General features: G+C 68.5%; 12 protein-coding genes. 8 read left to right on the top strand and 4 right to left on the bottom strand.

Annotation, left to right across the window (positions count from 1 at the left end):
* Positions 1-68 precede the first annotated feature (68 nt).
* The 6 genes from BCL67_RS05220 (at position 69) to BCL67_RS05195 (ending at position 6,673) form a co-directional block, all read left to right on the top strand.
* Entirely contained in the window at positions 69-743 is a 675-nt protein-coding gene (locus BCL67_RS05220; protein ID WP_374955626.1) for an amino acid ABC transporter permease, read from the top strand.
* Entirely contained in the window at positions 730-1,524 is a 795-nt protein-coding gene (locus tag BCL67_RS05215) for an amino acid ABC transporter ATP-binding protein (RefSeq protein ID WP_106122402.1), read from the top strand. Before BCL67_RS05220 ends, BCL67_RS05215 begins: the two co-directional genes overlap by 14 nt.
* Positions 1,525-1,578: 54 nt before the next feature.
* A complete protein-coding gene (locus BCL67_RS05210) occupies positions 1,579-1,932 on the top strand; it encodes a VOC family protein (RefSeq protein WP_106122401.1) in 354 nt (117 codons plus the stop codon).
* A 71-nt stretch (positions 1,933-2,003) separates the two neighbouring features.
* Complete coding sequence (locus BCL67_RS05205; RefSeq protein WP_106122400.1) at positions 2,004-2,957, top strand: L-lactate dehydrogenase; 954 nt, start codon at positions 2,004-2,006, stop codon at positions 2,955-2,957.
* A gap of 149 nt (positions 2,958-3,106) precedes the next feature.
* Positions 3,107-4,810 carry a sensor histidine kinase gene (locus BCL67_RS05200; protein ID WP_106122399.1) on the top strand — a complete coding sequence of 568 codons (1,704 nt, stop codon included), beginning with the start codon at positions 3,107-3,109 and terminating at the stop codon, positions 4,808-4,810.
* A gap of 9 nt (positions 4,811-4,819) precedes the next feature.
* Positions 4,820-6,673, top strand: a complete 1,854-nt coding sequence (locus BCL67_RS05195; RefSeq protein ID WP_106122398.1) for a glycosyltransferase family 2 protein — start codon at positions 4,820-4,822, stop codon at positions 6,671-6,673.
* 86 nt (positions 6,674-6,759) lie between these two features.
* Here the strand turns inward: BCL67_RS05195 and BCL67_RS05190 are convergent, their stop codons facing one another.
* The 4 genes from BCL67_RS05190 to purS form a co-directional block, all read right to left on the bottom strand.
* A complete protein-coding gene (locus tag BCL67_RS05190; RefSeq protein ID WP_181255893.1) occupies positions 6,760-7,134 on the bottom strand; it encodes a response regulator transcription factor in 375 nt (124 codons plus the stop codon).
* 104 nt (positions 7,135-7,238) lie between these two features.
* Entirely contained in the window at positions 7,239-9,599 is a 2,361-nt protein-coding gene (purL, locus tag BCL67_RS05185) for a phosphoribosylformylglycinamidine synthase subunit PurL (RefSeq protein ID WP_106122537.1), read from the bottom strand.
* 11 nt (positions 9,600-9,610) lie between these two features.
* On the bottom strand, positions 9,611-10,390 hold the full coding sequence (purQ, locus tag BCL67_RS05180; RefSeq protein ID WP_106122397.1) for a phosphoribosylformylglycinamidine synthase subunit PurQ: 780 nt from the start codon (positions 10,388-10,390) through the stop codon (positions 9,611-9,613).
* Complete coding sequence (gene purS, locus BCL67_RS05175; RefSeq protein WP_106122396.1) at positions 10,387-10,647, bottom strand: phosphoribosylformylglycinamidine synthase subunit PurS; 261 nt, start codon at positions 10,645-10,647, stop codon at positions 10,387-10,389. The genes purQ and purS overlap by 4 nt, the downstream gene beginning before the upstream one ends.
* A 361-nt stretch (positions 10,648-11,008) precedes the next feature.
* Here purS and BCL67_RS05170 point away from each other — a divergent pair, with 361 nt between their 5' ends.
* Positions 11,009-11,497: a YchJ family protein gene (locus BCL67_RS05170; protein WP_106122395.1), complete on the top strand. Its 489-nt coding sequence runs from the start codon at positions 11,009-11,011 to the stop codon at positions 11,495-11,497.
* A gap of 75 nt (positions 11,498-11,572) precedes the next feature.
* Complete coding sequence (locus BCL67_RS05165; RefSeq protein WP_106122394.1) at positions 11,573-12,352, top strand: SDR family oxidoreductase; 780 nt, start codon at positions 11,573-11,575, stop codon at positions 12,350-12,352.
* Positions 12,353-12,452 lie beyond the last annotated feature (100 nt).

Raw genomic sequence — 12,452 nt, 5'->3', positions numbered from 1 at the left:
ATGCCCGACGAGATGATGCCCGGCGTGATGACGTCTGACTCGGTGGGCGCGGGAGCGGGTCGGTTCTGATGGAGATGCCGGACATCGACTGGCAGCTGGCGATCGACTCGTTCTGGCCGCTGCTCCGCGGCGGCCTGACCGGGACCATCCCGCTGACCCTGGCCAGCTTCACGCTCGGGCTCGCGCTCGCCCTGGTGCTGGCGCTGATGCGGATCGGCGGCAGCCGGGTGCTCTCCGGCATCGCGCGGGCGTATATCTCCGCGATCCGCGGCACGCCGCTGCTGGTGCAGCTCTTCGTGATCTTCTACGGACTGCCCTCCATGGGTCTCACCATCGACCCCTGGCCCAGCGCGATCATCGCCTTCTCGATGAACGTCGGCGGCTACGCCGCCGAGGTCATCCGCGCCGCCATCCTCTCCGTGCCCAAGGGCCAGTGGGAGGCCGGCTACACCATCGGGATGTCCCGGAACCAGGCGCTGCGCCGGCTGATCCTGCCGCAGGCCGCCCGGGTCTCGGTGCCGCCGCTGTCGAACACCTTCATCTCTCTGGTCAAGGACACCTCGCTGGCCTCGACCATCCTGGTCACCGAGATGTTCCGCGAGGCCCAGCAGATCGCCGCCTTCAGCCAGGAGTTCATGCTGATCTATGTGGAGGCCGCCGTGATCTACTGGGTCTTCTGCCTCGTGCTCTCCACCGTGCAGGACCGGCTGGAGCGCAGATTGGATCGCTATGTCGCCCACTGACCCCACACGCACCGACCCCGCCCAGAATGACCCGCTGCTGCGCGTCTCCGGACTGAACAAGTCCTTCGGAGACAACGAGGTGCTGCGCTCCATCGACCTGAACGTGCAGGCCGGTCAGGTGCTCGCACTGGTGGGACCCTCCGGCTCCGGCAAGACCACCGTGCTGCGCTGCCTCAACGGACTGGAACGCCCCGACGCCGGCACCGTGGACTTCTCCGCCGGCCCGGCCGTGACCTTCTCCGAGAAGACCACGCGCCGGCAGAAGGAGTCGCTGCGCACCCGCTCGGCGATGGTCTTCCAGGGCTACAACCTCTTTCCGCACAAGACCGTGCTGCAGAACGTCACCGAGGGCCCGATCCAGGTCCAGAAGCGCCCCAAGGCCGAGGCCATCGCCGAGGCCGAACGGCTGCTCGAGCGGGTCGGTCTCGCCGAGAAGCGCGACGACTACCCGCACCAGCTCTCCGGCGGCCAGCAGCAGCGGGTGGGGATCGTCCGTGCGCTGGCGCAGCAGCCCTCGCTGCTGCTCTTCGACGAGCCCACCTCCGCCCTGGATCCGGAGCTGGTCGGTGACGTGCTCACCGTGATCAAGGAGCTCGCCGAGGAAGGCTGGACCATGGTCCTGGTGACCCACGAGCTCGCCTTCGCCCGAGAGGTCGCCGACACGGTCGTCTTCATGGACGGCGGAGTGGTCGTGGAGCAGGGCCCCGCGCAGGAGGTGCTGCGCGCACCGAAGCAGGAGCGCACCCGAGCCTTCGTGCACCGGCTGCTCAACCCGTTCTGACCCGGTCCGGACCCGCCCTTGACCGGGCATCCGGCCCGGCGCAGACTTGGGCGCATGAAGATCACAGCGCAGACCGTCGTCTTTGACGCCGCAGACATCGATGCTGAGAGCGGCTTCTGGGCCAAGATGCTGGGCGGGGAGGTGAGCGCCCGGGAGGACTGGCACACGGTCGTCGTCGACGGCTCGGCGCCGATCGCCGTGCAGCTGGCCCCGGAGCACCAGCCGCCGCAGTGGCCGGAGGGCCGCCCGCAGCAGACCCACCTCGACCTCGACGTCGAGGACATCGCGTCCGCGCACACCGAGGCCGTGGAGCTGGGCGCTGAGGTGCTGCAGATGGCCACCGGCGAGCAGCGGTTCAACGTCTACGCCGACCCCGCAGGACACCCGTTCTGCCTCTGCTGGCACTGACCCCCGAAGGTCGCCCGGGGTTCTTCGAAGAACCCCTGTTCCAGTTCGGCGAGCTGTGACAGGCTGAACGCATGAGCGCCATCGAGAACTCCACCCTGGCCATCGTCGGAGCCGGCAGCGTCGGCACGGCCACCGCGTACGCGGCGATGATCCGCGGCTCCGCCCGGCATGTGCGCCTCTACGACATCGATGCCGCCAGGGTTGAGGCCGAGGTCCTGGACCTCGCCCACGGCAGCCAGTTCACCGGCGCCTCCGACATCGACGGCGGCGCGGACCTGAAACACGTGGAGGGCGCCGACGTCGTCGTCATCACCGCCGGTGCCAAGCAGCACCCCGGACAGACCCGACTCGACCTGGCCGGCACCAACGTGGACATCCTGCGCAGCATGCTCCCCAAGCTGCTCGAACGCGCCCCGGATGCGGTCTTCGTGCTGGTGACCAATCCCTGCGACGTGCTGACCGTGGCCGCGCAGCAGATCACCGGGCTGCCCAGCAGCCGGGTGTTCTCCTCCGGCACCGTGCTGGACACCGCGCGGCTGCGTTGGAAGCTGGCTCAGCGGGCCGGGGTGGCGCAGTCGAGTGTGCACGCCCACATCGTGGGGGAGCACGGGGACACCGAGTTCCCGCTCTGGTCCGCCGCCAGCATCGGGGTGACCCCGCTGCTGGAGTGGCAGCGCAACGGACTGCGCGTCTTCGACGCCGAGGAGCTGGAGACCCTCTCCGAGGACGTGCGCAACGCGGCGTACAAGGTCATCGCCGGCAAGGGAGCGACGAACTACGCGATCGGTCTCTCGGCGGCGAGGATCGTGGAGGCGGTGCTGGGTGACGAACATGCCATCCTCCCGGTGAGCAGCGTGCTCGACGGATTCCTCGACATCCACGGGGTGGCGCTGTCCATCCCGACGGTCGTCTCCGCCGGCGGCGTGCAGCCGGTGACGACCACGCCGTTCGCGGAGAACGAGGCCCAGGCGCTGCGCGACTCCGCACGAGCGCTGGCCAAGGTGCAGTCCTCGCTGGGGATCTGAGCCGCGGCGCACCGCTGGGTGCGGAACCTCCCCTCGTGCTGTGCGAGGGAGCTCTCGACGCGAACTGTCCGGCGAAGTGCCGAGTTTATTCGTGTCGCTCCAGGTCCACGCGTCATCGACGACCTGACCACCGCTAAGGTGGTGAGATTATGACGCGTATCGGGACCTTTGTGGGGGCGCTGCTCTACCACTCCAGCGGCAAGTCTTTTGCCCTCGTCCAGCAGCTCACCTTCTTGGCGGTCCTGGCCGCTCCGGTGGTGGCGCTGACCATCGACGACCCGGAGAATGCGTCGATTCCAGGAGTCGCGCTGGGGCTCGGTCTGATGCTCGCCACGACGACGGCGGTAGTCCTCTCCCCACGGCAGGGCCTGTCCCGAGGCCTCGAGTGGCTGGTGCCGGTCACCAGCCTGGTGGCGTGCGGCATCTGCCGGCTCGCCACCTACCCCGACGGCGCGGTCATCTCCACGCTGAGCCTGGTGCCCTCACTGTGGCTGGTGGTGCGCTTTCGCAACAAGGGTGCCGGCGTCGCGGTGCTCATGGTGATCCTGACCATCACGATTCCGTCGTTGGTCCTGCTGCCGGAGTCGATGAGCGTGGCCTCCTTCTCCCGCTACACCGTGCTGCCGGTGGCCCTGGCGCTGATGTCCTTCGCCGTGATCGGCATCCTGCAGCATCTCGAGGCCAGCACCACCCAGGCCGAGCGTGCCCTGGAGAGCGAGCGCAGCGCACGGACCCAGCTCGAACGCACCGATCGGCTGCTGCGCGGGGTCTTGGAGAACCTCAACGTCGGGGTGCTGGTGATGGATGCCCACGGCAATGATCTGATGACGAATCGGGCCCAGCGTGAGATCCATGCCCTGGCTTCCCCGGAGACCAACACGGACCGCACCGAGGCCGGTCACCTCGCCTTCCACACCGACGGCACCTCCATCCCGGCGCAGAACCGTCCGGCGGCGCGCGCGAACCGGGGGGAGGAGTTCGACAACGTCCAGGTCCTGGTGGGACATCCCGGACCGGAACAGCGCGTCATCTCGGTGACCGCGCGATCGGTGATGGCGGAGGACGGCAGCCGGGACGCCGCCTTCCTGATCTTCCGGGACGTCACCGAGGAGTACAACCTGCTGCGCGCCCAGCACGAGATCATCGCCACCGTCTCCCATGAGATGCGCACGCCGCTGACCTCGATCGTAGGCTTCACCGACTTCGCCGAGGATTCCCTCCAGGAGCTGCCCGCCATGGACGCTCGCGAGGATGCCCTGGAGCACCTCGGAGTGATCCGGCGCAACGCTGACAAGCTGAGCAAACTCGTGGAGGACCTGCTGCTCGAGCAGCAGGCCGCCGTCGGGAGACTGACGCTCACCCTCGAGCCGGTCAGCGTCCAAGAGCTCATCACCCACTGCGTCACCGGGTTCCAGCCGATGGCGGAGCGCCGAGAGATCACCCTGGCGCTGCAGCTGGAGCCCGGCGCTGAAATCCTCACGGATCATCTGCGGATCTCCCAGGTGCTGGACAACCTGGTCGGCAACGCCTTGAAGTACACCCAGCCCGGCGGCAGCGTCACCGTCAGCGCGGCCGCGCCCGCCTGCGGCCAGGGTCTCACGGTGCATGTCACCGACGACGGTCCAGGAATGACGCAGTACGAGGCGAGCCAGGTGTTCACCCCCTTCTACCGCGCACCCTCTGCGCGGGTCTCCGCCACCGCCGGAGCCGGGCTGGGCCTCGCGCTGTCGCAGTCGATCATCGAGGCCCATGGCGGAACCATCACCGTACGCTCAGTCCCGGGGAAGGGCACTCGCTTCACCTTCACCCTGCATGACGAGTCCACCAGGCGTGCGCTGCAGGCTCGGATCTGAAGGAAGACCATGAACACCGGGCCCAGAAACGTCTCTACCCGACCGCGCCGCCTTCGAGTCTCACCGCTGATCTTCGTCTTCAGTGCGCTCTACGGAGCGTTGGCCGCCCTCGTCTTCTGCTTCTCGGGGGCGTTCGGTGACTTCGGGGAGCATCCGCTGCGCGACGCCGGTCTCGTCGTCGTGACCCTGATCTCCTCTCTGGCGCTGACCTACATCAGTCTGCTCGTGCACACCTATCTGGCCCGCCGCGCGAATCGCTCGGGCAACTCCGAAACGCTGAGCTGGCATGTGATGATCCCCTGCCGCGATGAGGAGAGTGTGATCGCGGAGACCGTCTCGGCCGCACGCACCACGTTTCCCGGACTGCATGTGTGGGTCATCGACGACGACAGTGAGGACGCCACCGCCTCGATCGTGCGGAACCTGCAGGACTTCGACGACAAGGTCCACCTCATCTCCCGACGGCGCCCAAACGCCAGGACTGGAAAGGGCCACGCGCTCAACGCCGCCTACCGGGTCATCGCAGAGGCGACGAGTGAGGACCCGAGGCAGCGTCACCGGACCGTGATCGGAGTCCTCGATGCAGATGGCTTCCTGTCCGGAAACGCACTCGATCTCCTGGCCGGCCCCGACGCCTTCGGCGAGGACACCGTCGGTGCCGTGCAGCTCGAGGTGTGGATGAAGAACCGGGGGGACCGGCTTCCCCGGCCGCTGTCGGGCGGATTCAAGAACCTCCTGGGGCGGACGCTGATCCGCATGCAAGACATCGAGTTTCGGACCTCGAATTCTGCGATGCAGATGCTCCGGGTGAAGACCGGCACGGTGGGCATGGGTGGGAACGGTCAGTTCACCAGGCTCTCGGTGCTCGACGACCTGGACGCCGACTATGGCCAGCCCTGGGGCAAGAAGCTCAGCGAGGACTATGAGCTTGGACTGAACATCATGACGCGCGGGCACCGCACGCACTACATCCCCGAGGCGCATGTCTCCCAGGAGGCCCTGCCCTTCACCCGGCGTCTGCTCACCCAGCGCACCCGGTGGGCGCAGGGGAACATGGAATGCGCCGAGCTGCTTCCGTCCTTGCGGCGCAGCGGCCATCTGCGCGGATCCGGCTGGGCGGAGATCCATTACTTCATGGGCCAGCCCTGGCTGCTCATGGCGAATCTGCTGCTCGGACCGATTCTGTTCGTCCTGGCGCTCACCGAGGGCCGTGTGGGATTCGCGTCCGGGAGCTCGGTGCAGTGGATCGCCCTGCTGGCCGCGGTGTTCCTCATCCTCCCGTACTTCCTCTGGGGGATCCTCTATAAGTACCTGTGCCGGGAGGACATCAGTCTGCTCAGCAGCATCTTCTACGGGCTGAGCTACCTCTTCTACGTCTACCTGACCTACATCTACTACCCGCGAGCGATGGCACGAATCGTCTCAGGACGGACCGCCTGGGCCAAGACGGCGCGAAACGCCGACGGCACGAGGCTGCTTCCTCTGTCGGCTCTGCGCGAGGAGCTGCTGGCCCTGCCGCTGCTCGACGCCGAGATCATCACCAGTCTCGCCGAGGAGCTCGACGGGGCGGAGGACTTCGCCCGGGAGCTGGTCAACACCTTCGGTCTCATCTGGCCCCGACGCTGGGCGAACCTGCGGCTGGCCGCGGCCGCCGAGGATCACACGGCCACCGTCGACGCGCTGGCCAGCATCCGGGTCGCCTCCGAGATGCTCGGTGCCGAACGGCTGGCCCAGACGGCACGCGACCTCGGGGTGCACCTGGACGCCGTGGACTACTCGGCGCTGCGTCGGGATCTGCCGATGATCTCCGCGGTGGGGGAGCAGACCGTGGAAGAGATCCGGGGCCGGTTCGTCACTGTGTAGGTCTGGGTGGGCCGGTGTAAGTGTCTGGAGGCCAGTGCAGGTCGGTGAAGGCCGGTGCAGGCCAGCGCCGTCGGTCTCGAGCCCGGTCAGGAGGCGTCGGCGGCGACCAGGTCGAGGAACTTCTGCTTCAGCTCGCGAGGCCGGAACGGCTTGGTGATGTACAGATCGGCCCCGGCCGCATGCCCGGAGGACTGATCCGACTCGGCTGAGCGGGCACTGACCATCACGATGCGCCCGGTGAAGCTTGGACGCACGCGGCGGACGACCTCGAGCCCGTCGATGTCGGGCAGGCCGACGTCCACGCTGAGCAGCGCGTAGGGCGACGCGGCGGCCCGGGCGACGCCCTCCTCGCCGTTGGGCACGGCGTCCACGGCGAATCCGGCCTGGGTCAGCACCATCTCCAGGAGCCGACGGATGTCGTCGTCGTCCTCGATGATCAGTGCGCGCGGGATGTCCTGCATGGTGTTCCTCTCCTTGGATCTGCAAGCCATCCTAGGCGAGGTCGCTCCAGGTCAGCCCCGGGGTGCCGAAAGTCACCCCGGGGCTGAGCAGCGCGGAGCTGGAGCTACTTCTCCTGCCGGACCGCTTCGGTGGCCTCGCCCAGGGTTCCGAAGCGCGAGGGGATGACCGCGCTCCAGGCCTCGCGCAGCTCATCGAGGCCCAGCGTGAAGCTGCCGCCCTCGTAGGGGCCGGCCACCTCGAGATCGCCGGAGCTGGCATCGACGACGCCGATGCGCAGCGCCGCGAAGCCTCGCGCCGAGGTCATGTCGGTGAAGCGCAGCTCCTCGGACCGGGGCAGCGCGACCAGGGCGCGGGCCTGGGATTCGCTGAACAGCGCGGTGAACGGATCCACGCCGTCGCGCTCGCAGATCCCGTCCACGGCGACTCGGGCACCCACGCCGAAGCGCAGCCCCATCTCGGCCAGTCCGGCGGCGAGCCCGCCCTCGGAGAGGTCGTGGGCGGCGTCGATCATGCCGTCGCGGGAGGCGTTGATCAGGATCTCACCGAGCATCTTCTCAGCCTGCAGGTCCACCTTCGGCGGCAGTCCGCCCAGGTGGTCCCGGCCGCGGGCGAACTCGGAGCCGTCGAGCTCATCAGCTGTGGTGCCCAGCAGGTAGATCGCCTGGCCGTCGGCCCAGCGCTCGAAGCCCGAGGGGGTGCGGCGTCCGACGTCGTCGAACTTGCCGAGCACGCCCACCACCGGGGTGGGGTGGATGGCCCGGCCTGCGGTCTGGTTGTACAGCGAGACGTTGCCGCCGGTGACCGGGACGCCAAGCTCCTGGCAGCCGTCGGCGAGACCGCGGACGGCCTCGGCGAACTGCCACATGACCTCCGGGTCCTCCGGGGAGCCGAAGTTCAGGCAGTCCGAGACTGCCATCGGGATCGCGCCGGAGGTGGCCACGTTGCGGTAGGACTCGGCCAGTGCCAGCTGCGCCCCGGTGTAGGGGTCCAGATAGGCGTAGCGGGCGTTGGCGTCGGTGGAGAGCGCGACGCCGAGCCCGGTCTCCTCATCGACCCGGATCACGCCGGCGTCGTCGGGCTGGGACAGGGCGGTGTTGCCGCCGACGAAACGGTCGAACTGGTCGGTGATCCAGGAGACGTCGGCCATGTTCGGGCTGGTCATCAGGTCCACCACGGCGCCGCCGAGCTCCTGCGCGGTCTGCGGCAGGTCCTGCCCCGCGCTCGAGGAGCGGAAGGTGTCGGCCTGCAGCGAGTCCTGCCAGGAGGGACGGTGGTAGGGGCGCTCGTAGACCGGGCCGTCATGGGCGACGGTGCGCGGGTCGACGTCGACGATGGTCTCGCCGTCCCACTCGATGATCAGCCGGCCGGTGTCGGTGACCTCGCCGAGCCAGGAGTATTCGACCTCCCACTTGGCCATGACCCGTTCGAACTCCGCGGCGTTGGCGGGGGTGACCACGGCCATCATGCGTTCCTGGGACTCCGACATCAGGATCTCGCCCGGGGTCAGCGAGGGGTCGCGCAGCAGCACGTTGGTCAGCTCCACGTGCATGCCGCCCTCGCCGTTGGAGGCCAGCTCCGAGGTGGCGCAGGAGATGCCGGCGGCACCGAGGTCCTGGATGCCCTCGACGAGCTCGGCATGGAAGAGCTCGAGGCAGCACTCGATGAGCACCTTCTCGGCGAAGGGGTCACCGACCTGCACGGCGGGACGCTTGGAGGGCTTGGAGTCGTCGAAGGACTCCGAGGCCAGCACCGAGGCGCCGCCGATCCCGTCGCCGCCGGTGCGCGCGCCGAAGAGCACCACCTTGTTGCCCACGCCGGAGGCGTTGGCCAGGCGGATGTCCTCGTGGCGCATCACGCCGACTGCCAGCGCGTTGACCAGCGGGTTGTCCTGGTAGACGGAGTCGAAGACGACCTCGCCGCCGATGTTCGGCAGGCCCAGGGAGTTGCCGTAGCCGCCGATGCCGGAGACCACGCCGGGCAGCACCCGCAACGTGTCAGGGTGGTCGATGTCGCCGAAGCGCAGCGGGTCCATCACCGCCACCGGGCGGGCGCCCATGGAGATGATGTCGCGCACGATCCCGCCGACGCCGGTGGCGGCGCCCTGGTAGGGCTCCACGAAGCTGGGGTGGTTGTGGGACTCGATCTTGAACGTGACGGCCCAGCCGTCGCCGAGGTTGGTGACGCCGGCGTTCTCGCCGATGCCGACCATCAGGTCCTTCTTCATCTCCTCGGTGACCTTCTCGCCGAACTGGCGCAGGTGGACCTTGGAGGACTTGTACGAGCAGTGCTCGGACCACATCACGGAGTACATGGCCAGCTCGGCAGCGGTGGGCCGTCGACCCAGGATCGTGACGATCCGGTCATATTCATCGGACTTCAGCCCGAGCGCCGCCCAGGGAAGGTCGGTGTCCGGGGTGGTGGAGGCGTGCTCCACGGTGTCGATGTTGAATTCTTTGTCAGTCACAGTCGGCTCGCTCACTGGGCACCTCCGGCAAGAGATGCGATCACGGAGGTGAAGATGGTCAGTCCGTCGGTGCCGCTGCGCATCCCGGTGGCGTCATCGGGACCGTAGCCGGCTTCCACGGCGTGCTCGGGGTGCGGCATCAGGCCCACCACGTTGCCCGTCTCGTTGGTCACGCCGGCGATGCCGTTGCGTGAGCCGTTCGGGTTCTCGCCCACGTAGCGGAACACCACGCGGCCCTCGGCCTCCAGGGCCTCGAGAGTCGCCGGGTCAGCCAGGTACTGGCCGTCCTGGTTCTTCAGCGGGACGGCGATGAGCTCGTCCGCGGTGAACTGGGAGGTCCATGCGGTGGAGGTGTTCTCCACGCGCAGCACCTGGTCGCGGCAGAGGAACTTCAGGTGATCGTTCTTCACCATCGAGCCGGGCAGCAGGTGGGATTCGGTGAGCATCTGGAATCCGTTGCAGATGCCCAGCACCGGGAGCCGGGTGCCGGAGCTGGCGGTGGCGGCGTCGATGATCTTGTTCATCATCGGGGCGAAGCGGGCGATCGCTCCGGCGCGCAGGTAGTCCCCATAGGAGAAGCCGCCGGGGAGCACGATGGCGTCGACGTTCTGCAGCGACTCATCGGCGTGCCAGAGCGGCACGGCGGTGCCGCCGCCGAGGCGGACGGCGCGCGCGGCGTCGCGGTCATCCAGGGTGCCCGGGAAGGTGACGACGCCGATGCGGGCGCCGCCGAGCGGGTTCGCGGCGGGAGCCGCGCGGAAGTCCCCGATCAGGGGAGTCTCAGTGCTCATGCAGCGCCCTCATCATCGACGCGCACGCTGATGACGTCTTCGATCACCGGATTCGAGAGCATCTCGGCCGCCGCGGTGCGGGCGCTGGCCAGGACCTGCTCGGTGACCTCACCCTCGACGGTGAGCTCGAAGCGCTTGCCCTGGCGGACTGCGGAGAAATCGGTGAAGCCCAGGTGGGGCAGCGCGGAGGCGATGGCCTTGCCCTGGGGGTCGAGAATCTCTGGCTTGGGCATGACCTCGACGATGATGCGCGGCATAGGGTCTCCTGTGCGATGGTGCGGGTGGATGAGCCCGCGGGACCGCTACGAGGTGCCGTCTCACGCACCGCGCGAGTCCAGATCAGCACGGCTGAGAACGACGGCGGCACGCTCCGCGAGCTTGCCGGACCAGTCTACCGGGTGCCCGCGGGAGCGGCGCGCGCGGTGCGATTCGAGCGTTCGCCCGCATCATCCGCGGGTCCGGTCGCGTCGATTGGGCACTTTGCGGCGGAATAACCCGTCCCGAGGTGCGTCAAAGCGACGCAAAGTGCCCAAACGATGTGAGCTGCTTCGTTGCGAACGGCTTCGGCGCGGGCTGCCACGCCGTGGAGCGTCTCGGGACCGATGAGATGCTGGTGCGATGACGCAGAACCCGCGATCCCAGCCTGCCGCCGCTCGTCCCGGCCACAAGCACCCTGACGCCGAACAGCGCTGCCCCTGCGGATCGGGTGACACCTATGCCGCCTGCTGCGCGCGCTTCCTCCTCGGTGCCCCGGCGCCCACCGCGGAGGCGCTGATGCGGTCCCGATACAGCGCGAATGCCCTGCTCAGCCGGGATCCGGCATTCTTCGCGGGCTACCTCCACCGCACCTGGGCCGCCGAGACCCGCCCCGCGCTGAGCGATCTCACCGCACCCGGCCCGCACTGGAGGCGCCTGAACATCCTGGGCACGACGGCGGGCGGCCCGTTCCACGACACCGGGACCGTCGAGTTCGTGGCCGCCTATCAGGACGCTCCCGACGGTGGCACGTCGTCGGATCAGCCCCGCACGAGGGGTCGACTGCACGAGCTCAGCCGTTTCCGCCGGGAGTCCGGTCAGTGGCTCTACGTCGACGGGGACGTGAGCTGAACTCCTGACGACCACGCCTCGCCGGGTCTACAGTGGGCGCAGCTTCAACAGATCTCTCGGGCGAAGGACCGTGGCATGGCAGCGACGCGCGTGGCAGTGCTGGGAGCCTCCGGACTGGCCGAGTCGCTGGTCCTTGAGGGACTGAGGGGCCGTGATGTGGAGGCCGTGGCCATCAGCCGGAGTCTCGGCGTCGATGTCGGTGACCTCGAGGCGCTGTCTCGCGCGCTCGCCGGCGCCGACGTCGTCGTGGACGCTCTGAATCACCAGACGCTGTCCGCGCGGGCCGCGGTCAGGTTCTTCGAGTCCGCCGCCTCCCAGGTGGTGGCCGCGGTCGAGGGCTCGCAGCCGCGCGTGGTCTGCCTCAGCATCATCAACGCCGCCAATCCCCGGGTGCACCGCTGGCTCGGCTACTACCGTGGAAAGGCGGCCCAGGAAGATGTCTACCGGAGGAGCGGGCTGCCACTGAGCATGGTGCGCACCACCCAGTGGTTCGAGCTCCCCGAAGCGCTGCTGCGCCAGACCCGAGTGGGTGGCACGGCCTTCGTCCCCGGCATCCTCTCGCGTCCCCTTGCTGTGGCGGAGGCGGCGGAACATCTGGTGGAGCAGGCCCTGGCGCCGGAGGCCGCCGAGGTCACCGAGATCTGCGGTCCCGAACAGGTCGATCTCGCGCGGCTGGCACAGCAGGTCAACGCCCAGGATCACCTGGTTCCTCGAGTGGTGCGGATCCCGCTGGGAATGACCGCGCTAGGCAGCGGCGCCCTGATCCCACGGTCACCGACCGTGATCACCACGACGACGCCGCAGCAGTGGCTCGCGCGGAGGACGCCGCGGCCGCCGTCGTCGGCTCCGCTGTGACGGAGCAGGCACCCGAAGGTGGAACAAATCTCCGGGCCCTCACGTTATGCCAGGCGAAATCTTTCAGTTTTTGAAGAATCGGTCGATCGTTGGCCGAGGG

Origin of the sequence: Nesterenkonia sandarakina, assembly GCF_003003175.1 — a bacterium.
Classification (GTDB): Bacteria; Actinomycetota; Actinomycetes; order Actinomycetales; family Micrococcaceae; genus Nesterenkonia; species Nesterenkonia sandarakina_A.
Note: the sequence above shows the minus strand (reverse complement) of the source record. Positions and strands in the feature narration are given on the sequence as shown.

Excerpts from the sequence above, each read along its gene's own strand:
- BCL67_RS05220 (WP_374955626.1), top strand. The coding sequence starts at position 69 with ATGGAGATGCCGGACATCGACTGGCAGCTGGCGATCGACTCGTTCTGG.
- BCL67_RS05215 (WP_106122402.1), top strand. The coding sequence starts at position 730 with ATGTCGCCCACTGACCCCACACGCACCGACCCCGCCCAGAATGACCCG.
- BCL67_RS05210 (WP_106122401.1), top strand. The coding sequence starts at position 1,579 with ATGAAGATCACAGCGCAGACCGTCGTCTTTGACGCCGCAGACATCGAT.
- BCL67_RS05205 (WP_106122400.1), top strand. The coding sequence starts at position 2,004 with ATGAGCGCCATCGAGAACTCCACCCTGGCCATCGTCGGAGCCGGCAGC.
- BCL67_RS05200 (WP_106122399.1), top strand. The coding sequence starts at position 3,107 with ATGACGCGTATCGGGACCTTTGTGGGGGCGCTGCTCTACCACTCCAGC.
- BCL67_RS05195 (WP_106122398.1), top strand. The coding sequence starts at position 4,820 with ATGAACACCGGGCCCAGAAACGTCTCTACCCGACCGCGCCGCCTTCGA.
- BCL67_RS05190 (WP_181255893.1), bottom strand. The coding sequence starts at position 7,134 with ATGCAGGACATCCCGCGCGCACTGATCATCGAGGACGACGACGACATC.
- purQ (WP_106122397.1), bottom strand. The coding sequence starts at position 10,390 with ATGAGCACTGAGACTCCCCTGATCGGGGACTTCCGCGCGGCTCCCGCC.
- purS (WP_106122396.1), bottom strand. The coding sequence starts at position 10,647 with ATGCCGCGCATCATCGTCGAGGTCATGCCCAAGCCAGAGATTCTCGAC.
- BCL67_RS05170 (WP_106122395.1), top strand. The coding sequence starts at position 11,009 with ATGACGCAGAACCCGCGATCCCAGCCTGCCGCCGCTCGTCCCGGCCAC.
- BCL67_RS05165 (WP_106122394.1), top strand. The coding sequence starts at position 11,573 with ATGGCAGCGACGCGCGTGGCAGTGCTGGGAGCCTCCGGACTGGCCGAG.